This window comes from Algoriphagus jejuensis, assembly GCF_039523455.1.
In the GTDB taxonomy this organism is placed as follows: Bacteria; Bacteroidota; Bacteroidia; order Cytophagales; family Cyclobacteriaceae; genus Algoriphagus; species Algoriphagus jejuensis.
In genome coordinates, this window is record NZ_BAAAFI010000046.1 from 127,894 (window position 1) to 151,417 (window position 23,524).

The following is a 23,524-nucleotide window of genomic DNA, read 5'->3' on the forward strand; positions in this document are numbered from 1 at the left end:
GAAGCCCTTCAATCATGGCATCTATTCCAGATTCACCATGAATCCAGCCCGAAACCAACGTCCAGGCATTTGCACTGTGCCGGCCTCCACATAGTCTGTATTGGTGATATTGGATGCCTCAGCAAAGAAGCCGACCTTACCCAGCCTGTTGTAATCGGCCCTCATGTCCAGGATAAAATAGGGATCCATACTGACTCGCTCCACGTAGCGCATCTTGGTATTCCACTCTATCTTTTTGCCAAAGCCTACCAAGACACTTCCGATGACCTGATTCTTGAGTGAAGTCAACGAATAGCGGGACTCTACTCCTGGCAAACCCTCAAAATCCGCATCAATATAGTTGTAGGAAAGCATCAGCTCCTTCAGCTGTACCACAGAGCTACTCGGATTCACGCGGTAAAAGGCTGAAGCTTCGACCCCATTGAAAGTGACCTCGTTGAAGTTTTGGGGCTGCCAGGGTTGGTCTGCAGAGGTACGAACCCAGTCGATGAGGTTTTCCGAATAGCGATTGAAGTACACCAACTCCGCCCTCCAGTTGGTACGGTTCCATTTTCCCCCAAACTCAAAAGAGCGGGCTTGCTCTGGCTGGAGGTCGGGATTGCCAATATTTGTCGGCCCGACATAGTAGAGGTCGTTGTAAGTCGGAATGCGAAAACTGGACCCGATACCGGAATAGAGCCGGATAGACTCGGTCGCCTGGAAACCAACCTCCATCCCCAGAAAGTGCTTCCAGCCATATTCGGAGTAATAGTTGGAATACAGGCCCGCACGGATGTCTGTCTTTTCTCCCAGATTGACCATTTGCTCCAAGAAAATCCCACTGAGCACCCGGTCGTGATCGCCGAGGTTGGTGCTTTCGATCTGTTCTTTTCTGACCTCGACGCCAAAACCTGTCGTACCAAGCTTGCTTTGAAAAGTACCGTTGGTCTCTAGCGCAAAGACATCCGACGTGTGGAAATTCTGATAGAATTCTGGCTCGTTTCTTCTCAGCCGATACTCATCTTCATTTCTCCTCCAATAGCCTCTCGTGTTGAGCGAAAAATCACCAGACACGAACGTGTGACTCAGCGATCCCAAAGCGGTTTGAATGCTTTCCCACTGATCCGGAAAGGTCGAGGCATAGAATCCATTCGCTCCGAAAGTTCGATCAGCATAGGCAATCATGCCTCGGATCGCATTTTTCTCATTCAGGTCAATCCCGCCTTCGTAGAAAATATTGCTCACCTGATAGTCGGAATTATACTGGTAGCCATTGGAATCATCGTAGGAAACGGCCAAGTTCTGCTTGTACTTTCCAGCAGGAAGCGATCCTGCAAGACTTATCCCCTTCATCCCAAAATCACCCGCATACCCCTGAAGTCTGAGGCTTTTGATATCTGACAGACTGGTAATCACATTCACCGCTCCGGTGTAGGCATTTTGCCCAAAGATCCTAGAGGCAGGCCCTTTCAGCACCTCTACCCGATCGACGTTGACTAAGGGCACCGGAACATTCATCATGTGATGGCCCGTCTGCGGATCGCTGAGTTTGATCCCATTCAGAAGCATCAGCGTCTGTTCAAACGAACCTCCCCGTATTCCAATGTCGGCCTGCACTCCAGTCACCCCTCGTTGTCGCACATCCACGCCCGGCACAAAACTCAGCACTTCCGGCAGGCTTCTCGCTGGGCTCGTCTCGATCTGCTGCCTATCTACCAAAGAAATATTTCTGCTTTGCTTCGAAAATGGGAGCTGGATCCGGTTTTCCTGGATCAAAATTTCATCCAATTTCTGGGTAGTAGTGTCAGTCTGGGCATTTACATGGGCGGCAAAAAGAGCACAAAACCCGGTAAAAATTAGTTTTTTCATGAAATAGAGTTGCAATTTGAACCAAATGTAAAGCCGAAATTACTACCCAACCAAACCCAGTTGAAATCTAAATTTTGGTTAAACACTTTTCGCTCATCAAAAAAACGTTCTCCATAACCCACAAGGCTGTTACTTTTGACCCCAAATATTTTACGCCCAATGAGAAAATTGAAATTAGCAGGATGGGCCCTTTCCGCGTTTTTAATGACCGGAAGCCTATCCGTTTTTGCCCAGCAGGGAAAAGAAAACAACCAACAAGACTTCTCGGAATCGATCGCCCGAAAAGGAAATTATTACCGCGCAGCATCCGGTAAACCCGGAGAAGGCTATTGGCAAAATGCTGCCGACTACCAGATCGAAGTCACGTTGGATGAAGCCAACTTTACCCTTTCGGGAAAAGTAGCCCTCACCTACACCAACAACAGCCCGGAGTCGCTGGACTTTATCTGGATGCAGATGGAGCAAAACCGCTTCACCGCAGATTCCAGAGGCACGCTGACCACGCCGCCACAGGGAAACCGATACAATGGCAACACCGACGGCGGCTATCAGATCACAAACCTGGCTGCGAAAGTAGGATCCAAAGGAGCCATCTCCACCAAGCACCTGATCGACGACACCCGTATGCAAGTGTGGTTTGCAGAGCCTATTCCTGCCAGAGGCGGCAAGGCGACCGTGTCTATGAACTTTTCCTTCAAAGTCCCTGAAGACGGGATGGATCGAATGGGTCGACTGAAAGTGAATGACGGATGGATCTATGCTTTCGCACAGTGGTATCCAAAAGTTGCCGTGTTCGACGACATCGAAGGCTGGAACGTCGAGCCTTACCTCGGTGCGGGTGAGTTTTACCTGGAGTATGGCAACTTCGACTACAAAGTCACGGTGCCCTACAACCACATCGTGGTCGGCTCAGGCAAGCTCATGAATCCAAATGAAGTCTTGACCAAAGAACTGCAAAACCGATTGGCAAAAGCCTACCAAAGCGACGAGACAGTTTTCCTGGTTTCTCCTGACGAAATCAAAAACACGCAATTGACCCGTCCCAAGCAAGACGGAATGATCACTTGGCACTTTCGCATCGAGAACTCCCGAGACGTGGCTTTTGCTACTTCTTCTTCTTTCATCTGGGATGCTGCAAGAATCAACTTGGCTTCCGGCAAGACGACTTTGGCACAGTCTGTCTATCCAAAGGAGAGCGAAGGACAGGAAGCCTGGGGCAGATCCACCGAGTACAGCAAAGCCTCCATCGAAAACAATTCCAAGTGGTATGAATTCCCTTGGGAAACTGCCACCAACGTGGCTGCAAAGATCGGCGGGATGGAATATCCAGGGTTGAACTTCTGTCACTATACTTCCAAAGGTCGTGGGCTTTGGGGCGTGACGGATCATGAATTTGGCCACAATTGGTTCCCGATGATCGTCGGCAGCAACGAACGACGCTACGCGTGGATGGACGAAGGCTTCAACACGTTCATCAACCACTACAGCACGCTTGACTTCAACAACGGCGAATACCCGAGCACACTCAATGAGACTAGAAGACTGACAAATTTCCTGACCGACACCAACAGAGAAGGCATCGACACCTATCCCGATGTCGCTGACCTGAGAAATTTGGGTTTCATCGCCTACAGAAAACCGGCAATGGGCCTGATCGTTCTCAGAGAGTATGTTTTGGGGCCAGAGCGATTTGACAATGCGTTCAAATCTTACATCAAAACCTGGGCGTACAAGCACCCACAGCCGGAAGATTTCTTCAACCATATGGAAAATGTAGCTGGAGAAAATCTGTCTTGGTTCTGGAAAAATTGGTTCTACGGTACCGGCAACATTGACCTGGGAATCGGCGGCGTGCAGCCTTATGGCGGTAACTACCTCGTGAGCATCGAAAACAAAGGCGACATGCCTATGCCGGTGCTGCTGGAAGTGACCTACGATGACAACTCGACAGAGCGCACTATGTTACCTGTGGAAATCTGGCAAAGAGGAAATACCTGGGTTCACCAGATCAAAACCTCCAAGAAGGTAAAAGCGGTCGTGATCGACCCTGACAAAATCCTTCCGGACGTCAACATGGCTAATGACAGCTGGCCTGTAGAGATTTACAAATAAGGGGTTGAAAGACCGAAGAGGCCTGCTTACTAACGTGGGACAACTTAGCAGCAGCTTTTCTCTATTCCTGACGACGAAACAAACCATATTCCAATAAATTCAAAAAGCTCCTGAACGCGAATTCAGGAGCTTTTTTTGGTTTGGGAATTTTTCGGATTTTCTTCCAACGACAATAGCCTTCAAATTTTCATTCCATTTTTTCCACAGGTCAGTGCAACCATTTGACGACTGACTGCATCTGGTTTTTAAGGTAGTTAGGATTCTATCATTTTGGTGGCAGAATTCAACTAACTCAGAAATGATGAAAAACCGCATCGACCTTCTCAAGCTTTATTTTCTATTTCTTTGCCTGACCTGTCCGCTGTTTTGCGGAGAAGTCTTGGCTCAGTCAAACTCCAGCATCGCCATGTCCAAGAACTCTACTAGGTGGAATAGCGATAACGGTAACCAAAAATCCAATCTGGAGACAAGCGGAAAAATCACCATTTCGGACGATGAGAAATCCATCAGCTCTATTTCTCCGGGCGGCTACCTCAAGATCGAAAGAACCACTTTTGGCAATTCCAGAAAGCTTTTTATCACCAACAAAAACGGCACATTGGACTATGAGTACAACGAGGGAGGACGCACCAAACCCTTCGAGCCGGACGGGAAAATCTGGCTGAGTGAAATTCTCCCGGAACTATTGAACACGACCACCATAGGAGCAGAAGGCCGTGTCGATAGACTTTACGCCAAGGGCGGAACCAAAGCAGTGTTGGACCTGCTCAGCAAACTAAAAAGTGATCACGTGAAGTCCGGGTACATTTCAATTTTGCTTGAGAAAAAACTAAGCAACCCAGACATGGTCGCTGTAATCGATGCGGTGCCCTCGTACTTGGATTCGGATCATTACAAATATGAAGTGTATAAAAAAATCCCAGCCTCCTACTTTCAAAACGTCGACCAACTCAGCAGGGTGGTCAGCAATCTCGATTCGGACCATTTCAGAGCCCAACTTCTAAAGCCGATCTACAAAGCCGACGTTCTGAATGGACAAGGTGAAAAAGCGCTGCAGCTCCTCAATCTGCTCGACAGCGACCACTTCAAGGCAGACATTGCGAAGAGCATTCCCTTCGACAAGATGTCCGACCAAGACCTGCGTTTCGTAGTAGATGATGTGATCCGAAAATTTGACTCCGATCATTTCAAAAATGATCTTCTAAAATCCATTGTCAACGCCGGAAACTTCACAGAAGCCAGGGCTTTGATCGTTCTCTCAGGTGTCAAATCTATGCAAAGCGACCACTTTAAATCCGAAATCCTCCGATACGTCTGTGGAAAACAAGGGACTGCCCGGGTAAAAGAACAAATCCGTAAAACGGCCAAAACAACCATCCAATCCTCCCATTTCCTCGGCGAGGTGATGAGATGCGCTGCATAAGGGTTATGATTTTGTAAATTATTGCTCCGCCCTTAGTGGCCTGAGCTATTTTATTCTGTGAAATGAAGGAGAAAATTCTGTCTTTTTTGCTCGCCACACTGTTGTCTGCCTGCCTTGCCGGCTACCTGTTTTACCATGTGGGCTTGATCAGCTGGATGGGGCAGGCGTCTCTATTTCAGTGGACGATTTTGATAGGGATCACTTCATGCGCCGGGCTACTCATTTCCCAAGGGTACAGCTTCATCATCAAGATTCTTCCTTGGGACAAAGGACACGCCACCCGCTCCTTTGCACTCTTGGTCGTTCTCGCTGGCGTGCTCACTTCCTACGCGATACTTCTCGATTCTATCGTAACGGATTGGCTCGTTGGGTTTGACGAAATCTCAGACACACTCAGCGGAAGTCTCGCTGTCAAAGGCGCCCTAGTCAGTCTCATTCTCAGCCTGCTGATCATCTGGATCGACTATTCCTGGTTTGCCTTTGCCCGATATTCCAAAGAAACCATCCATCGACTGCGAGATGCACGCAACAAAAAAGAACTCCAGTTCAATCTGTTGAGATCCCAGTTGACCCCTCATTTCCTTTTCAACTCATTGAATACTGCCTCGCATTTGGTTTCAATCCATCCAGATCAGGCCGAAGAGTTTATCCGCAAGCTGGCGTTCAATTTTACCAACCTACTCCGAAACGGCATCCAACCGCTCAACACGCTGGGACGCGAACTCGAGATCATCGACAACTACATGCATCTTATGAAAGTCCGCTATGGCGAAAAAGTAATCCTGGAAAAGCGGATCAAAGTCGGCGCGGAATCAAACTTTCTTCCCGCGTTGGGAATCCAGCTTTTGGTGGAAAATGCCCTCAAACACAACGTCGCAAGTCTGGAGTACCCGGTCAAGATCATCATCACAGCTGATCAGGGACAGGTAGCCGTGACCAATTCGCTCACGCATCCGCCCGAAATCGTCGAATCCACCGGCACCGGTCAGCGAAATCTCCGTGAACGCTACCTGCACTATGGCAGATTGGCGCCTTCCGTCTCCCAAACCGGTGGATTCTATGAAGTCCGCCTCCCCTATGTCACTAAACCAGAGATGACCTGATGACTCCACTGCCGGGTATCAAACCGATCTTTAGAATCCTGCTGCCACTCCTGACGGGAACCCTGGTATACCTCAGCATTTTGCTTGCTTTTGACACAGTAGAGAGCATGCTGGATGATTTTTTCACACGTGAATTATTCTTTTGTCTGGCAGTCAGTCTCTTGCTTTTGGAGGTCAACCGAAGACTTCTTCGTCTTTTTGAGAAAAAACTGGTGTATTCATCCAATTTTGGAAAGTATGCCATCCTGCTCATTTCGACTTCAATCGGGGCATGCATCCTATTGGTCAGCGGGCTTTTGATCGGTTACTTTTCCTGGTTTGAAAATATGACCGAGATTGCGATCTACACCACCGAGCTCAAGATTTTCAATGGGATTTTCCTCTTTGTCACCTTGCTTTTTCAAAGTCACTTTCTTGGCTTTTACCTCATCCAAAAGCGCTTCGAAAGAGCGCTGGAAAAGGAAAATCGGGAAGAGGCAACGCTGGACAGAAACGTGAATCTCTTCCATTACATGTTCAATCCCCGGTTTTTGATGACCGGACTGGAATCGATTCTCCTAAAGCTCCAGGAACAACAGATGGAGCAAGCCGATGAGGCGATTATCTTGCTTTCTGGGATTTACCGACATTCGTTGAAAACTCAGGAAGAGTTGATCCCACTGGAGGAAGAACTTGCAGCGATGCAGGACATGGCCACATTTCTCAATGAATTTGGATCAAAGCATATCCAACTTGGGGACCTTTCTATTCCCGAGGGCTTCTTGTTGGTTCCCCGCACCTTGACCAAACTCGTGGAAGCTATCGCTTATTCGCAGCTCTCCTCTGCCTCTCTCCCGCTCAAGATCACCGTCGAAATTCACAAAGACCAGCTGAACGTGAGCTTCCCCAGTAACTTTTCACTGACAGCCGACGAGCAGTTGTATGACACCATAAAAGAGGTTCAGCAGCAGTACCTTTGGCTCGAGAAGCAGTTAACCTGGAATGCAAACGGCTCGTTTTTCATCCATATTCCCTTGGAAAAACTTTTCCAGCCGCCTGCGGACAATTCAAAAAGTACTCTTTCAATCTCCTCTAATCCAACTTAAATGAAAGTCTTACTGATCGAGGACGAAATTCCGGCAATTGAAAAAATAAGGCATTTTCTAGCCAAATATGATCCCGACGCCGAGCTACTGGCCGTGGCCAAATCCATTGCAGAAGCCGTTCCCTTGCTTCTTGAATTCGGTCCACAGACTGACCTTTTGTTGATGGACGTGCATCTGGAGGACGGGCTTTCATTTCAGGCATTGGATCGGGTGGGATTTTTCAAACCAGTGATCTTCATCACCGCACACAGCCAGTATGCGCTGGAAGCCTTCAAGTCCAATGGAATCGATTACCTGGTTAAGCCGATCAGCTATTCCGCTTTTGCTGCCAGCTTGGACAAATTTCGCCAACTCAAGGGCGCTGCCGACACTGTAGATCCGAAGGTGTGGAGCGAGATCGTCAAGCCAACTTACAAGGAACGCTTCATGGTGAAAATCGGAGAACACATCCATTCCGTCCCAGCCAACGCTGTTCGAATCTTCTTTGCTGAAGGCAGAAACACCTATCTCATCCGGGAGGACGGAAGGAAGCTGATCACGGATTACAAGATGGAAACGCTGGAAGAGGTCTTGAACCCTGCACTTTTTTTCCGGGTTAACAGAAGCTACATGGTAAATCTAGACGCCATCAAGGACGTCTTGATGTACTCAAACAGTCGACTGAAGATCAATCCAAACTTCCCTTTTCAGGAAGAAATCATTGTCAGTCGGGATCGGGTGAATGGGTTTAAAGATTGGCTGGATGGAGAAAGAAAAAAAGAGTGAAGGCATTTTTGATCTACGAAGTACGATTTACGGCCAAGTGGGCAGCGCATGGCGAACATCGAGTCCAATCGTCCCGATGCCCGAATTTTGAACCTCACATTTTGCAAAGCCGTCCCAAAGATCTGGTGAGTTCGTAGATCGTAATTCGTAAATCGTACTTAAAGGAGCGCCTGATCCAAGTCCTCCAGCAAATCATCGGTGTGCTCCAAACCGACCGAGACTCGAAGCAAATTTTGCGGAGTTTTGGTAGTCGGCCCCTCTACAGAAGCTCGTCGCTCAATCAAGCTCTCGACACCGCCAAGGCTGGTTGCGTTTGCAAAAAACCGGAGTTTCGATACCACCGCATCTGCTTCCGCTGCGCCGCCTTTTACCGTAAAAGAAATTATCCCACCAAATCCGGTCATCTGCGAAGCGGCGATTTCGTGACCCGGATGGTTTTTCAAGCCCGGGTAGAAGACGCGTTCCACCTTTGGGTGATTCATCAGATATTCCGCCAAGATCATCGCGTGCTGTGCGTGCCCCTTCATCCGGTAGGCCAGTGTGCGGATACTTCTGCAGAGCAGATAGCAGTCAAAGGGCGAAGGAACCGCCCCGCCCACTTGCTGGATTGTCTTGATTTTCTCCCAAAAAGGGGTCACCGCTTTGGTAACTAAAGCCCCTCCCAAGACATCTGAATGTCCTCCAAAATACTTGGTACTGCTGTGCATGACGATGTCCGCACCCAGAGCAAGTGGATTTTGAAAGACTGGCGTCGCAAACGTATTGTCGCAGGCCAAAATCGCTCCCCGAGCTTTGGCCAATTCAGAAACCGCTCGAATATCAGTAATCTTCAACAGCGGATTGGACGGAGTTTCTACCCACAAAAGGCGTGTATTTGGCTGAATGGCGGTTTTTACTTCTTCCAAATTACTCATATCCACAAACGTCACCTCTAGAACTCCTGCAAAAAGTTGCACCATGGAATGTCGAAGACCATGGTACATATCATCGGGAGCAATGATGTGCGAGCCCGGCTCCAATCCCTGAAAAACGGCAGTTCCCGCCGCATTGCCAGATGAAAAAGCAGCGGCATCCGCCCCACCTTCCAAAGCTGCCAATACTTTCTCCAGTGACTGCCTGTTGGGATTGTTGGCGCGAGTGTACAAGATCCCGCCCTCGTTGCCATGCTCAAACGTGGTACTTAGGGTTATAGGCTGCACGACCGGTTTATGTTTGTCCGTGACTTGGTTGCCGCTGTGAATGGCTATCGTTTCAAATTTCATTGCTTACAGGATTTGGGATCAAATTAGAAAAGTCTATCAAGGATTTGAAAGCCTTTCATCTAAAAGGATGTTTTTAAAGATTCCAAAATAAATTGGAAGGCATTCCAACCTTTTGGAACTTCTGGTGCTCTTTAATACAGAAGCATCTGGAATGGAAAAGGAACGAATAGACTTACGCTTGATCGAGTTGGTAATTGCCCAAGACCGAAAGGCACAATTCCAGCTCTTCGAACTGACCAAACGGATGGTCTATTCGATGGCGTTCCGAATCCTGAATGATGAGGACACGGCTCATGACGTGCTTCAAGACACTTACGTGAAAGTGTTTCAGGAAATCAGAAACCTCAAACATCCCGAGGCCTTGATCTCTTGGATGAAAACGATAACGGTGAGAAAAGCCATCGAAAAAGCAAAGAAGCAGTTTCAGTTCGAGGAATTGAGCGTTGCCGAAGATCAAGTCGAGGATCATTTTGAGTCTTGGTTTGATGCCGAACTTTTGGATCAAGCCATCCGGACGCTACCTCCTGGATCGAGGGCAGTGTTTATGCTGGTGGCCGTCGAAGGTTACCCGCATCAGGAAGCCAGTCAGATGCTCGGGATCAGCGAAAGCACTTCCAAATCCCAGCTGAACTATGCCAAGAAACTGTTGAAAACACGGATCAAAACCCTGCTTCAAGCATGAAAAAGCTCCCTGAACATACTCCAAAAGCAAGCACTTGGGAAGATCTCTTGAAAAAAGCTGACTTTGAAAGCCAGCTCAACAATCATCTGCCCAGTCTTCCAAATTTCGCTCCGCAAGATGGGGCTTGGGAAAAGATCACTGCGGAACTGGATCGAAAGAAATTCATTCCTATTTGGGTTCGCTGGAGTGCGGCGGCGGCCGTTGCGGGCATCTTCTTGGCTTTTTTGATCTCTCTAAACAGATCAGTCGATCCAATGCAAGACCAGGAACTGTTAACTGACAACCCGATTGAGATTGACAATTCAGCAGTTGAAGTTCTCCCTTCCGACTTGCCAATTGTTGCAGACGCCTTTGCTGAAAACACCGAGAATGCACCTTTCCAAATATCTCCAAAAAAGAAAGTCAAACGAACTACCGAAACCATCGAAGCTCCAAAGATGGGTTTGCCGGAAATCGATCTTTCACTGTCCAAAAATCTGAGTCTTGAAATCCCTGAAAAACAAATCCAAGAATCCACTCCTCCCAAAACCCTGCACCAGGTCAGCATTTCCTGGAGCAAGATAAAACCCGGACTTCAGGTCAAAACTTCCTTTGGCCGAATGGGGTCGGAATTGGGAGAAAAACAACAAGCCTCTACCCACCACCTCGGCCAACTCACGGTGGAAATAGACAACTAGTAATCTTACTTAAATCAATAGAAAATGAAAAGACTGACACTTCTCACTGGCATTGCCATGCTTTTTTGCCAACTGGCAACGGCCCAGGAAATCGAAAACAAGCCCTTCGGAGACTACCTCGAAAAATTGAATGAAGACTCTCCGGTCACAGACACCCTTGTTTTTGACTTTCCAAATGACGGCAAGCTGCTCCTTCTTTTTAACAACACAGAATACGAGCTCAGCGATTTGGAAGAAAAATTCGGCCCCGTGTTGAAGAAAACGACGGCCTTCCCTGAATTCAAAACCCTCATCTACAGACTCAGCGAGGACTATCCACAGACGAAAGTCGATGCGGTGATTCTAGATTTGGAAAGAAACTACTTACCCTTTGTTGATCAGCTGATTTTAGACGCAATCATAGGAATGGACTATACCGGAGGGGATTTCACTCCCGAAATTGGCGCTAGAGTGAAGTTCAACTTTCGGAAATTCGGTATTGGAGGATCTGTCACCAACAAGATTTATTTCCCCGATCGAATCGACGGCAATGTCAAAGTCAACAGCAATTGGTTTGCAAACTTGGAATACAGCTGGGATCGCAGCGATCCCAAATCCAATCAAGGCAATATGTTTGGGGTAGGGATATTATTCAATGAAAGCAAAAGCCAACTTTTCACCGGAACAACGATGCAGGTTTTTTATAAAAGAAGGGTTAGCAAAGACATTTCCATACAGGTGGGAATCATCTCAACCGAAAACTTTAAAACTTTTTATCCGACGATCGGAATCCGGTTTTGGTAGGCATGCCCAAAAAGAGAACGCCAGTGATTTGCTGGCGTTCTTTTTTCACGAAACTGTGCTAGAAGATTTTTCGGCACCAAGTCATGAATCTTATGTCTAAATCTGGAGTCCTGGCGTCTTTTTTACCTGATCCGATCCACTGAGCGGACAAGCGCTTCATCTTTTCGGATAAATCGGTTGGCCAACATATTGCAGACCATCGCAACCAAGATGGCCCAAAAACCAAGTTTGTAAGTTCCTGCCACTGACGAAGCAATATCTTCGTTGATCCCGTTGGTAGTCAAAAATACTGTAACAACCAGCGCAACCATCAAGAGACTGTTGACCATGTTAATCATCATCTGCTTGCCTCTGTTTCGGTATTGAAAGATGGAAATCAACGCCAATAAGCCGGCAAAGGCAGCCAAAGCAGCAATGTACCACTTGGAGACGGATTCGATCTCCTGCCCGGCCGCATCGACATGGATCAATGCAAAAGCGGAAAGGCTCCAAGTACTGTCAGTGGTCACTTGCTCCCAAATCGGCAAACCGACGGTAATTCCCATGGCGATGACCACCAGGAAAAGAAATATTGTTTGAACGCGCTGAATCATCTTGCTGTGTTTTTTTGGCAAAGAAAAGGTCAAATCCTATCATAACCAAGTATGGAAAAGTCTCCCCGCTGATTTGGATGGGAATTGTATCTTTGCAGCCGTATGACTGAGACCAAGCGGTATTTTCTGGAATTAAGCTACAAAGGCACACCTTTTCACGGTTGGCAGATTCAAGGCAATGCCTACAGTGTGCAAGAATGTCTCGAAAATGCGCTTTCCACTTACCTCAGACAAAAGATCAATGTGGTCGGCAGTGGTCGCACGGACACCGGAGTCCATGCCAGCATGCAGGTTTGCCACTTCGATTTGGTGGATGCAGTACCGTCGGAAAATTTCCTTAAAGGAATCAATTCCATTTTACCGAAAGAAATCGCCATTCACTCGATCAAGGAAGTGAAGGCGACCGCACATGCACGCTTTCACGCCGTGCGCCGGTCGTATGTTTATCGGATTATTTTCCGAAAAAATCCATTTCTGGATCAATTGGCTTGGCACTGCTTCTACAAACCTGATGTGGAGAAAATGAACCTGGCCGCAGAAGCTTTGCTTCGACATGAGGATTTCGAGTGCTTCAGTAAGATTCACACCGACGTGCCGCACTTCCGCTGCCAAATAATGTCCGCCTACTGGGAACAAAAAGACGGTGAATTGTTATTTCATATAACCGCAAACCGATTTTTGCGTGGTATGGTACGAGCGATCGTAGGAACTTTGGTCGAAGTGGGCACCGGACTTAGAGCAGTAGAAGACATGGATAACTTGATCCTGTCCCGTAACCGGGCATTGGCCGGAAAAGCAGTACCAGCCAAAGGACTTTTCCTCAGCAAAATCGAATACCGCAAAGAAATAAACCTAGACTAATCCCCCTTGAGCTTAGAAAAAGAAAAAGAGTCCTCCGGCGAGATCGTCGATATGAAAGTGCTGAGGCAGCTTTACTCCTTTGTAAAGCCTTACCAAAAGCAGTTTTACTTTCTGGTGTTTTTGACGGTCGCCATGGCGATTTTGGCACCTACCCGCCCCTATTTTATCCAGATTGCCATCGATGACTATATCGCGTTGGGTGACACTCCCGGCCTGATCAGAATTATCTATGTCCTCGTCGGACTGATGATCTTGCAGGCGATCGTACAGTGGGCACACACATACTTCTCAGGGTGGATCGGACAGGTGATCATCAAGGACATCCGTGTCCAGCTATATAAACATCTGCTTAAACTTCGTCTAAAGTTTTTTGACAATACACCCATTGGTCGACTTGTCACCAGAAACGTCTCCGACATCGAGACGCTTGCCGATGTATTCAGCGAAGGGCTGGCTGCAATCATAGGAGATTTACTTCAGATCATCACGATCTTGGGAGTGATGTTTTACATCGACTGGAAGCTTACACTTGTCAGCCTCAGCACACTGCCGCTGCTGATTATTTCCACCTATGTATTCAAGGAAAAAATCAAAGTCACCTTCAATGACGTAAGAAACGCTGTTTCCAATTTGAACTCATTCCTCCAGGAGCACATCACCGGCATGAACATCGTCCAGATCTTTAACCGGGAAAAGCGGGAATACGAAAAATTCAAGGAAATCAATAAAGAGCACCGCACTGCCCATATTAAGTCGGTCATGTACTATTCGATCTATTTTCCGGTCGCTGAAATCATCCAAGCCATCGGCATTGGACTAGTGGTCTGGTACGGGGCCGTGGGAGTCCTGGGTCTGAATCTACAGATCGGTGTGTTGATCTCCTTTATCATGTACCTTCAGCTATTCTTCCGTCCGATCCGAATGATCGCTGACCGGTTCAACACGCTTCAAATGGGTGTAGTAAGTTCGTCGAGGATCTTCAAGCTGTTGGCCTCTACGGAACACATCGCCAATGAAGGCGGATATAATCCTTCAAAAATCAAAGGGAACCTTAAGCTGGACAAGGTGTGGTTTGCCTATTCCAATGATGATTACGTGCTCAAAGACATCAGCTTGGATGTCAAAGCCGGTCAAACCATTGCTTTAGTCGGTGCAACTGGTGCAGGCAAATCCTCGGTCATCAACTTAATTTCCAGATTCTATGAAATCAACCAAGGACAGATCCTGATTGACGGCACAGACATCAGAGATTATGAATTGGGTACCTTACGGAAACACATCGGAGTTGTTCTTCAGGACGTTTTCCTTTTTTCCAACAGCATCTACCACAATATCACGCTTGGAAATCCGTCCATTTCTAAGGAGCAGGTGCTGGAAGCCGCTGAAAATGTCGGTGCCAGAAAGTTCATCGAGCGACTTCCCGGGGGACTGGATTACAATGTAATGGAACGGGGCGCTACACTTTCGGTCGGTCAGCGTCAATTGATTTCCTTCGTTCGGGCGATGGTGTATAATCCGGAAATCCTAATTTTGGACGAGGCTACTTCATCTGTGGATTCTGAAACTGAAGAGCTCATTCAAGAGTCCATCGAAAAAATGATGAAGGGTCGAACGTCTATCGTGATCGCTCACCGGCTATCGACCATCCAAAAAGCCGACAAGATCATCGTCCTTCACAAAGGCGAAATCGTAGAAACAGGTACTCACGACTCCCTGCTGGAACTGGGCGGCTCCTATACACAGCTCCATCAAATGCAACTGAAAACAATGGCTATCTAGTCACTCAAACTTATCCAAACCAACTTTGAATCCATTGAAATCCCTCGTTTTATTGCTGTTAGTTTTCGCACCCTTTTTAACTATTGCTCAAGAAAGGGGCGTAGGCATACGCCTCGGCGAACCTCTCTCCCTGACTTACAAGGACTTCATCGAAGATTACCTTTCTTACGAGGTCATGATCGGATTTGCCGGTGTAAACAGCTCCGACTATTACCGCAAGGATTTCGAATCCAACCCGCCGGCATCCAATGCATTTTATCAAAACCACTCTGCAAAAAAGGGGGTATCGATAAATGCACGAGTGGCCTTGCATGAAGACATTACCGAGGTATTTGAGATTACCGAAGGATACCTGATGGCATATGGAGGTGCCGGCATCCAGATTCGAACTACAAATGTGAACTATAGCTATTTTCAAAATATTACAAGCTCGGCCACCCAGCCTCTACTTCAAGAGGACCGAACCAATTTCGACTTTGGCCCGGAGGCCTTCGCGGGCGCCGAATACTACTTTAACGAAACTCCGATCAGCGTCTTTGCAGAGGTGGGAATGTTTATTGAATTGATCGATCGTGTGAATATCAAAGGTCAGGGCGGAGTAGGAGTCCGCTATCTCTTTTAGCAGATGAAAAAGATCGCAATTGCATTCACCATCCTTCTCGCAATCGGCGCGCTGGGTTACGGCATATTCAATTACCTTGGAGGAAACAATCCAATACGGATTGAGCTCGTGGAGGATTCCCCTGTTACCCTTACAGGAAAAACCTATCGAGGCACTCCCCAAGACAAAAAACTGAAGGAAACATTTCAGTTCATCGAGTCGCGTATGGCCCTTAGTCCCGGGACGAAAATTCATACGATTTACTACCTCGAACCCGCGGGGAAACTCGACACCATGGAGGTTTTTATCGGGTTGGATCTCCCTTTTGCTACAGAAAAACTTGAGTCAAAGACCTTTCCGGAAACTCGATTTCTACGGGCTACAATCCATGGAAATAAATGGGTGATGCCGCATCCAGAGACGGTCAAAGCTTCTCTGGAGGGCTACGCCAAAGAAAATAACCTCAAGCTGAGTGGAGTTTTTATCGACAAAATTGTCAGCGACGAAGAGGTACAAGTGCTTGCTCCTATACAATAAAAAAAACTTTTCAGGGTCATTCCCAACCTTGGCATGATCCCTGCCGTGAAACTGAAAAACTAACCTTAACCATATGAATAAAATCCTAACAATTTTTGCGCTGATCGGCCTAGTGGCCTTTCAGGCTTGCGAAGGGCCTGAAGGCCCAGCTGGTCCTCAAGGGGATCAAGGAATACAGGGCACACCCGGTGCTCCAGGAGCTCCAGGGGTCAACATTGTCGGCATTACTTACCAAGCAACAGTTGATTTCACTGAAGAGGGCGGCTGGGGAGTTGCTTTAGATTTCCCCGAGGAATTAGTAGAAAGTGACGTTGTACTAGCGTATATCCTGTGGGATGTAATAGATGAGAAACCTCTCTGGAGAGCCATCCCGCAGACGATCTTCTTCAATGAAGGTCCTTTGGTTTACAATTTTGATTTCACCCAATCATTTATCCGACTTTATCTTGAAGGCAACATTGACCCAGCAAGTCTAGACGATGTCTGGACCAAAGGCCAAGTATTCAGAATCGTCGTAGTTCCTTCTGATTTCCCTGATTCAAGAATTGATTTTACCAACTATGAAGCAGTAACCAAGATGCTAGGTATAAAAGATTCAGACTTCACAGATTTAGAAGTTCGAAAGTGAAATAGTAAGTAAACCAACTAGGACCACATACAAAGCCCGGAAATCCGGGCTTTGTTGTTTTTATTCTTTCGGCGATTCTGCCAAAAATAATTAGGCGCTTATCTTTGCCCTATGCAACTCAAAAATGATCTGCTGCTTCGCGCAGCTAAGGGTGAAAGGACCGAGCGGACTCCCGTTTGGCTTATGAGACAAGCCGGCAGGATTCTTCCCGAGTATCGCGCCGTTCGTGACTCCGTGAGCGGATTTATCGAACTTGCCCAGACGCCTGAGCTTGCCGCCGAGGTCACCATCCAACCAGTAGATCTTTTGGGCGTAGATGCCGCGATTATTTTCTCGGACATCTTGGTCATCCCCGAGGCCATGGGCTTACCATACGAAATGATCGAAAAACGCGGCCCTTGGTTTCCAAATACTGTTCGCAGTGCTGCTGATTTGAAAAAACTACGGATAGCCGAAGGGGACAATGATCTCAAGTACGTCATCGACGCCATTCAAATCACAAAAAAAGCTTTGAACGGCCGGGTTCCATTGATAGGGTTTGCTGGAGCTCCTTGGACGATTTTTGCCTACATGGTCGAGGGAAGCGGTAGCAAGACTTTTTCCAAATCCAGAGAAAAGCTCTATCGAGACCCCGTTTTTTCCCACAAGCTCCTACAGCTGATCACCGACTCTACGATCAATTATCTCAAAGCTCAAATTCGAGCCGGAGCTAATTTGGTTCAGCTTTTCGACAGCTGGGCGGGGATTTTGGGGCCAATGCAATACCGGGAATTCTCCCACCAATACATCTCTCAGATCTGCGATGCGATCACGGAAGTGCCGGTGACGGTTTTCGCAAAGGGAGCTTTTTTCGCCAGAGAAGAAATGGGACAACTCAACTGCGAAACCATAGGATTGGATTGGAATATGGGAATCGCTGAATCCAGAAAACTGATCGGAAACGAAAAAACACTTCAGGGAAATCTCGATCCAGCCGCGCTGTATGGCAATCCAGATCAAGTCCGAGCCGCCACGATCGAGATGATGGAACAGTTTCGTGGATCAAGACACATCGCCAATCTCGGTCACGGCGTCTATCCAGATATCGATCCGGAAATGGTGAAAGTCTTCATTCAGACTGTGAAGGAATTTGATTAAATCGATTAACGTCTTTAGAGACCTGTCTGCAGGATCTCAAAAAAGCTGTTCAGTTAATTCGGAGCAGCTTTTTTGATTCCCGGAGTTTTATCCGGCGCCTGCGCTCAAGCGATCGAAACGATCTCATCACCGACTTTGATTGTACCCGATTGCAGCGCGACGAGATTTTGCCCAAAGTACACTTTGCCATTAATCGTCCGATAGGATGCGAGCGTCTTCAAAGGCTCCTTGCCTTTGACTCCGGATTCTTGATCCACCGTTGTCAGCACGCAGCGGGCGCAGGGTTTGACGATTTGAAATTCCAATTCACCGACCTTGATTTTGCGTAGCGAATCTTCCAAAAAGGGACTACCTCCCGCGAAAACAATATTCGGACGGAAGCGATTCATCGGAACGGAAACTTCCAGCCTGGAATTCAGATCATTAAGTGATTCTTGGCCGATCAGCAAATACGGCATCCCATCGGCAAAACTGACGGATTCGCCATGCACGGCGTACCTTGCATCAACCTTGCGATGGGCAGACTCCGGCATGTTCACCAAACTTACTTTGACTCCCAGAAAGTTGGAGAACCAGACGTCAAAATCCGGATGGACCGTTTTTGCCAATACCTGATCGTCCCAAATCGTCACCCTCAGCGCTGGCCCCGTGGCTAGATCATAGGGGATTTCAACGTATATTTCTTCCGCTGTTTTCTTGAAAACACGCAATCCCTTTTCTCCTAAAGCAACCTGTATCAATGCCAGCTGCGGGTATTTGCGCTGTGTGATAGATACGCCCTCGGCATCTACCAGCATCCAACGCCGGTCATATCGAAATCCTTTTTCCTCCACCACAGCGTCATTAAGCCGGATTCCTCCCAGTGATTTGATCGGATAGATAAAAATATCCTGGACAGTGAGCCTTTTTCCCATGGACTAAAAATAGGATAAATCAGAATGTCAACTCATCCAAGAAAGAAAAACCTTCCTGAACCCATGGCTTTGATAAAATGCCAAAAAGAGGGAAAGATCTCAAAATATCGAGTGAGCTGTATCAGGGTCATACCCATCAGAATGACAAAAAACCACTTGGCTCGGTCTCGGTTTCTCATTGAGGAAAAAAGTCTCATCGATTATTAGATGCACCTCTTTGTAAAATGGTTGCATCGCGAGCTCGTTTTTCAGAAACCTGCCAAAATCGACAGCACTTTTTTCAGTTTGGGTGACAATTCGATTTTTATCCACTCAATTTTCTGGCAGTTTGTCTGACAAACTGACACCAAAACATGGAAATTATCCACTGGCACACCGCTTGAAGAAGGGGGATTGTACAATTTTCGCAACTATCTAAATCTATATAATCATGGGAAAAATCATAGGCATTGACTTGGGTACCACCAACTCCTGCGTAGCCGTAATGGAAGGTAACGAGCCTGTAGTCATCCAAAACAGCGAAGGAAGAAGAACCACTCCATCTATAGTGGCTTTCCTTGACAATGGAAACGGTGAGCGTAAAGTAGGTGACCCGGCAAAACGGCAGGCTATCACCAACCCAGCCAACACTATTTCCTCAGTAAAAAGATTCATGGGCAAGAAATTTTCTGAAGTTTCTGCAGAGAAAAAACATGCTTCATACAAAGTAGAGCAGGGAACAAATGACACCGTGGTCGTCAAGATTGGAGACAGATCCTATACTCCACAGGAACTTTCCGCAATGATTCTTCAGAAAATGAAGAACACTGCTGAAGATTTCTTGGGGCAAACCGTAACAGAAGCGGTCATCACCGTACCGGCTTACTTCAATGATGCAGAGCGTCAAGCAACCAAAGAAGCTGGACAGATCGCCGGCCTAGAGGTGAAGCGAATCATCAACGAACCAACTGCTGCGGCATTGGCATACGGGATGGACAAGAAGCACCAAGACATGAAAATCGCCGTGTATGACCTTGGCGGAGGTACTTTTGATATCTCTATCTTGGAATTGGGTGATGGAGTATTTGAAGTTAAATCTACCAATGGTGACGTCCACTTGGGTGGTGATGACTTTGACCAGGTGATCATTGACTGGCTAGCCAATGAATTCCAAACTGAAGAGTCCATCGATCTGAGAAATGATCCAATGGCACTTCAACGATTGAAAGAAGCGGCTGAGAAAGCTAAAATTGAGCTCTCCAGTTCCGCATCTACCGAAATCAACTTGCCGTACATCACTGCAACACAGACTGGACCAAAGCACTTGGTAAGAAATCTCAGTCGGGCGAAATTCGAGCAACTTTCTGAAACCTTGGTAAAAAGATCCATGGATCCTTGCGTCAAGGCTTTGAAAGATGCAGGCATGACTGCCACTGATATTGACGAGGTGATTTTGGTAGGAGGTTCTACCCGAATCCCTAAAATCCAGGAAGAAGTTGAAAAGTTCTTTGGCAAGAAGCCATCCAAAGGGGTAAACCCTGATGAGGTAGTAGCGATCGGTGCTGCGATCCAAGGTGGTGTATTGACCGGTGAAGTCAAAGACGTTCTTCTATTGGATGTGACTCCGCTTTCTTTGGGTATCGAGACCATGGGTGGTGTATTCACCAAGTTGATTGAATCTAATACGACGATTCCTACCAAGAAATCTGAAGTTTTCTCGACTGCAGTAGACAATCAACCAGCTGTGGACATTCACGTCCTGCAGGGCGAAAGACCCATGTCAAAAGACAACCGTTCCATCGGGCGATTCCAACTGTCTGACATTCCACCAGCACAAAGAGGTACGCCTCAGATCGAGGTGACCTTCGACATCGATGCCAACGGAATCTTGAATGTATCTGCCAAAGACAAGGGAACGGGCAAGGAGCAAAAGATCAAAATCGAAGCTTCCTCCGGACTTTCTCAGGATGACATTACCAGAATGAAAAATGAAGCGGAGGCGAATGCCGCATCTGATAAGGCTGAAAAAGAAAAGGTCGAAAAGCTAAATCAAGCTGACAGCCTGATCTTCCAGACAGACAAGCAGTTGAAAGAATACGGCGACAAGCTCTCCGACGGCAACAAAGCTACGATCACCGCAGCTTTGGAAAAACTTAAGGCTGCCCACGGTTCTCAAAACCTGGAAGGCATCGACGCTGCAATGGCCGAGCTAAACAAAGCTTGGGAAGCGTCCTCTCAGGAGATGTATAATTCAGCGCAAGGCGAAGGAGCACAGCCAGGCCCTGACGCGGGAGCTGACAGCGCTGGTGACGGCGTCTCTGACGTAGACTACGAAGAAGTAAGCGAGGATAAAAAATAATTCCCTGCTGAATCCAATAAGACGGCATCTGTTTTCGAGCAGGTGCCGTTCTTTATTCAGAGCCAAGAATCAAGATGTCGGAAACAAGACTCTTGGCGCTTTGTACTTGTTCCTATTCACAATTGAAATGCAACTTACAGCAGAAAACAAACTCAAAAAATTGATCCTGGTAGGCGACCGGGTGCTAATTCGACCTAAAAAACCAAATGAGAAGACAGGTTCTGGGCTTTATCTTCCTCCCGGCGTGCAGGAAAAGGAGAAAGTTCAGCAGGGATACATCATCAAAGCCGGTCCTGGATATCCCATTCCGATGCCGACGGACGATAGCGAACCCTGGATGGACCAAGAGGAAAAAGTAAAATATGTGCCTTTGCAGGCAAAAGAAGGAGATCTAGCAATCTTCCTTTTGTCTGGAGCCCACGAAGTGATGTATGAAAATGAAAAATATTTCATTGTCTCGCAAAACTCGATACTGATGCTCGAACGAGAAACTGAACTGTAAACAAAAAGCCCCGAAGAATTGAATTTTTCGGGGCTTTTGTCAACTATCAATGTATCCAACCTTTTTTCGGCCGCATGGACTTGGGCTCTTGATATACCGCCTTGGAATCTACCTCGGCTGGCTTCTTATCCCAAGGATTGCAATTTTTTGCTTCCAATCCCTTGGGATTGTCAATCACATCACGGAAACCCACTTTTAGCTTTGGAGAACTTTTGGTCATCCAAACTTCGGCATTCTTAGCCGCGGGGCCTGTAATCGTGGTGGGTGTCGATTCATGGACCAAAGTTATCTTGGGGCCTTGGACTCTTCCTACTGGTGCATTTTTAAATTTTGGACCGGTCAATATTTCCTGGGAAAAAGCCATGGTCGAAATCGCAAACGCAGAAATAAACAGGGTCAGTTTTTTCATATCCGTACATTTGGGTCAGTACAAAAATATACTAATTGAAGAGACCAAAGGTTACAAAAAACAGTCGATTTAATGGAATTTCTCTTCTTTTTAAGAATATTGTTCTTAAATAACAAAAAACAAGTGGCCAAACCATATTTAATTTCAAACCACTATTTTGAAATAAATCGCATTTTCAAAGAAAATCGGTTCTTCAAATAGCCCCCCTGCTGGCGCCAGACCCTCTAAAACAAAAAAACCGGGATGAAAATCACCCCGGCTTTAATTAACAATAGACCCTGTTTAAATTCTTTATTTCTTAGAAAGCAAATACTGCTGCGAACAGAAAAGACGCCAAACCTTTGCTTCCATTCAGATCTTTGTTCACAAAAAATTCTTCCTTCATGCTGTCAACTCTAAGCTCCGGAATTAAGGTGAGGTTACCACCAACTTTGATATTTCCAGACAAAGTCGCCGCAAACACACTCCCATCACCTGTAGTCGGATCAACCCCAACTACACCTTCTAATCCGTCATTGAATACTCCGAAGTATTCGCCCCGAAGTCCGATGGCAAACTTGTCGGACGGGCTAGTCTGCAAGTAACCTGCAAATCCGTAAAACCCAGCGCCATCACCGTCCACATCCTGAATATCAGAACCTGAGAAGATTTCACCTGAACTCGTCGTGTTATAAGTGGTATTCACACCTAGATACAGCTTATCCGAAAGATCGAAACCCGTGGTCAAATCCACCTGAAAGGTATTGCCCAATGAGGATTGATCCTGGATCAAAGTGCCATCGTCATCCAATGTTCCATCCTGATCTCCGTACACAAAGTTCAGATAAGTACTGCCCAAATCAGTAGTGTACCCCAATTGAGCTCCCAAAGTATAGGTACCTACGAGATTGAACTCCGTCATATCCGTAGGGTTCATCACAGCAGCGAGGAAGGAAAACTTATCCGACAACTGGAAGTTTGCCTTGATACCAGTGTGTGAAAATGGCCCGTAAGAAAACATGTAAGAAGTTGAGTAATTGAAATTGGCCGTCGGAGAGATCACTTCATACCCTAAGAAGGTATTGAAATTACCCATGGTCAAGGTGACTTTATCAGACACATTCCAGTACACATACAATTGATTGACAATCTGAGAGCTGCCTGCCATACCCCCGGCGTATAACGGAGAACCAAAAACCGCATCTTCACCCCTTGGTCCAAATACCAAATCAGCTACAGCTCCGACTTTTTTACCCTCGTAGGTAGCAATGATATTAGCCATACCTAGCGCAAACCCGGGAAGATTCCCGAATGAACTGGCAGGTGCTTGAAAATTTTCGCCTTTGTTTGGCGCATTGAAATTGGTCCTAAAATAGGCGTCTACCGAACCTGACAAGGTCAAAGATCCAGTCTCTTCTTCAGCTTCTTCTTGAGCAAAGGCCATTTGATAAGTAGAAAGTGCCACGCAGAATATAAGTAGTAATTTTTTCATTTTTTTTTTTGAAT

General features: G+C 46.9%; 22 protein-coding genes. 16 read left to right on the forward strand and 6 right to left on the reverse strand.

The window, feature by feature from the left end:
• Positions 1–21: 21 nt before the first annotated feature.
• Complete coding sequence (locus ABD031_RS19055; protein WP_343854276.1) at positions 22–1,848, reverse strand: TonB-dependent receptor plug domain-containing protein; 1,827 nt, start codon at positions 1,846–1,848, stop codon at positions 22–24.
• A 159-nt stretch (positions 1,849–2,007) separates the two neighbouring features.
• On the opposite strand from ABD031_RS19055, the gene ABD031_RS19060 reads away from it, so the two are divergent.
• The 5 genes from ABD031_RS19060 (at position 2,008) to ABD031_RS19080 (ending at position 8,336) form a co-directional block, all read left to right on the forward strand.
• Entirely contained in the window at positions 2,008–3,960 is a 1,953-nt protein-coding gene (locus tag ABD031_RS19060) for a M1 family metallopeptidase (protein WP_343854278.1), read from the forward strand.
• A 301-nt stretch (positions 3,961–4,261) separates the two neighbouring features.
• Complete coding sequence (locus tag ABD031_RS19065; protein ID WP_343854279.1) at positions 4,262–5,383, forward strand: hypothetical protein; 1,122 nt, start codon at positions 4,262–4,264, stop codon at positions 5,381–5,383.
• A 62-nt stretch (positions 5,384–5,445) separates the two neighbouring features.
• Positions 5,446–6,486 carry a sensor histidine kinase gene (locus ABD031_RS19070; protein ID WP_343854280.1) on the forward strand — a complete coding sequence of 347 codons (1,041 nt, stop codon included), beginning with the start codon at positions 5,446–5,448 and terminating at the stop codon, positions 6,484–6,486.
• The gene (locus ABD031_RS19075) at positions 6,486–7,571 is read left to right on the forward strand and encodes a histidine kinase (protein WP_343854282.1); all 1,086 of its coding nucleotides are present in this window, start codon (positions 6,486–6,488) and stop codon (positions 7,569–7,571) included. The genes ABD031_RS19070 and ABD031_RS19075 overlap by 1 nt, the downstream gene beginning before the upstream one ends.
• Positions 7,572–8,336, forward strand: a complete 765-nt coding sequence (locus ABD031_RS19080; protein ID WP_343854283.1) for a LytR/AlgR family response regulator transcription factor — start codon at positions 7,572–7,574, stop codon at positions 8,334–8,336. It begins immediately after the preceding gene.
• A 158-nt stretch (positions 8,337–8,494) separates the two neighbouring features.
• Here the strand turns inward: ABD031_RS19080 and ABD031_RS19085 are convergent, their stop codons facing one another.
• Positions 8,495–9,598 (reverse strand): trans-sulfuration enzyme family protein, encoded by a 1,104-nt coding sequence (locus ABD031_RS19085; RefSeq protein ID WP_343854284.1) that lies wholly within the window; start codon positions 9,596–9,598, stop codon positions 8,495–8,497.
• A gap of 151 nt (positions 9,599–9,749) precedes the next feature.
• Between ABD031_RS19085 and ABD031_RS19090 the strand changes: the two genes are divergently transcribed.
• Genes ABD031_RS19090 through ABD031_RS19100 form a run of 3 tightly spaced genes read left to right on the forward strand, consistent with a single transcriptional unit; the run spans position 9,750 to position 11,740 of the window.
• A complete protein-coding gene (locus ABD031_RS19090; RefSeq protein ID WP_343854285.1) occupies positions 9,750–10,280 on the forward strand; it encodes an RNA polymerase sigma factor in 531 nt (176 codons plus the stop codon).
• A complete protein-coding gene (locus ABD031_RS19095; RefSeq protein WP_343854287.1) occupies positions 10,277–10,957 on the forward strand; it encodes a hypothetical protein in 681 nt (226 codons plus the stop codon). Before ABD031_RS19090 ends, ABD031_RS19095 begins: the two co-directional genes overlap by 4 nt.
• Positions 10,958–10,981: 24 nt before the next feature.
• Positions 10,982–11,740 (forward strand): hypothetical protein, encoded by a 759-nt coding sequence (locus ABD031_RS19100; protein WP_343854288.1) that lies wholly within the window; start codon positions 10,982–10,984, stop codon positions 11,738–11,740.
• Between the two features lie 122 nt (positions 11,741–11,862).
• On the opposite strand, the gene ABD031_RS19105 is transcribed toward ABD031_RS19100, so the two are convergent.
• The gene (locus tag ABD031_RS19105) at positions 11,863–12,333 is read right to left on the reverse strand and encodes a DUF4293 domain-containing protein (RefSeq protein ID WP_343854289.1); all 471 of its coding nucleotides are present in this window, start codon (positions 12,331–12,333) and stop codon (positions 11,863–11,865) included.
• 102 nt (positions 12,334–12,435) lie between these two features.
• Between ABD031_RS19105 and truA the strand changes: the two genes are divergently transcribed.
• From truA to hemE, 6 genes are all read left to right on the forward strand, one after another.
• Complete coding sequence (gene truA, locus ABD031_RS19110; RefSeq protein WP_343854291.1) at positions 12,436–13,194, forward strand: tRNA pseudouridine(38-40) synthase TruA; 759 nt, start codon at positions 12,436–12,438, stop codon at positions 13,192–13,194.
• Between the two features lie 6 nt (positions 13,195–13,200).
• Positions 13,201–14,973: an ABC transporter ATP-binding protein gene (locus ABD031_RS19115; protein ID WP_343854292.1), complete on the forward strand. Its 1,773-nt coding sequence runs from the start codon at positions 13,201–13,203 to the stop codon at positions 14,971–14,973.
• Between the two features lie 52 nt (positions 14,974–15,025).
• Complete coding sequence (locus tag ABD031_RS19120; RefSeq protein ID WP_343854293.1) at positions 15,026–15,595, forward strand: hypothetical protein; 570 nt, start codon at positions 15,026–15,028, stop codon at positions 15,593–15,595.
• Between the two features lie 3 nt (positions 15,596–15,598).
• Entirely contained in the window at positions 15,599–16,111 is a 513-nt protein-coding gene (locus ABD031_RS19125) for a hypothetical protein (RefSeq protein ID WP_343854294.1), read from the forward strand.
• 73 nt (positions 16,112–16,184) lie between these two features.
• On the forward strand, positions 16,185–16,739 hold the full coding sequence (locus tag ABD031_RS19130) for a collagen-like triple helix repeat-containing protein (RefSeq protein WP_343854296.1): 555 nt from the start codon (positions 16,185–16,187) through the stop codon (positions 16,737–16,739).
• A gap of 111 nt (positions 16,740–16,850) precedes the next feature.
• Positions 16,851–17,876: a uroporphyrinogen decarboxylase gene (gene hemE / locus ABD031_RS19135; protein ID WP_343854297.1), complete on the forward strand. Its 1,026-nt coding sequence runs from the start codon at positions 16,851–16,853 to the stop codon at positions 17,874–17,876.
• Between the two features lie 104 nt (positions 17,877–17,980).
• On the opposite strand, the gene ABD031_RS19140 is transcribed toward hemE, so the two are convergent.
• Complete coding sequence (locus tag ABD031_RS19140; protein ID WP_343854298.1) at positions 17,981–18,790, reverse strand: MOSC domain-containing protein; 810 nt, start codon at positions 18,788–18,790, stop codon at positions 17,981–17,983.
• Positions 18,791–19,220: 430 nt separating this feature from the next.
• Here ABD031_RS19140 and dnaK point away from each other — a divergent pair, with 430 nt between their 5' ends.
• Both dnaK and ABD031_RS19150 read left to right on the forward strand, forming a co-directional pair.
• A complete protein-coding gene (gene dnaK / locus ABD031_RS19145) occupies positions 19,221–21,128 on the forward strand; it encodes a molecular chaperone DnaK (RefSeq protein ID WP_343854300.1) in 1,908 nt (635 codons plus the stop codon).
• A 127-nt stretch (positions 21,129–21,255) separates the two neighbouring features.
• A complete protein-coding gene (locus tag ABD031_RS19150) occupies positions 21,256–21,630 on the forward strand; it encodes a co-chaperone GroES (protein WP_343854301.1) in 375 nt (124 codons plus the stop codon).
• 46 nt (positions 21,631–21,676) lie between these two features.
• On the opposite strand, the gene ABD031_RS19155 is transcribed toward ABD031_RS19150, so the two are convergent.
• Both ABD031_RS19155 and ABD031_RS19160 read right to left on the reverse strand, forming a co-directional pair.
• A complete protein-coding gene (locus ABD031_RS19155) occupies positions 21,677–22,039 on the reverse strand; it encodes a hypothetical protein (protein WP_343854302.1) in 363 nt (120 codons plus the stop codon).
• A 298-nt stretch (positions 22,040–22,337) separates the two neighbouring features.
• Positions 22,338–23,510, reverse strand: a complete 1,173-nt coding sequence (locus ABD031_RS19160; RefSeq protein ID WP_343854303.1) for a porin — start codon at positions 23,508–23,510, stop codon at positions 22,338–22,340.
• Positions 23,511–23,524 lie beyond the last annotated feature (14 nt).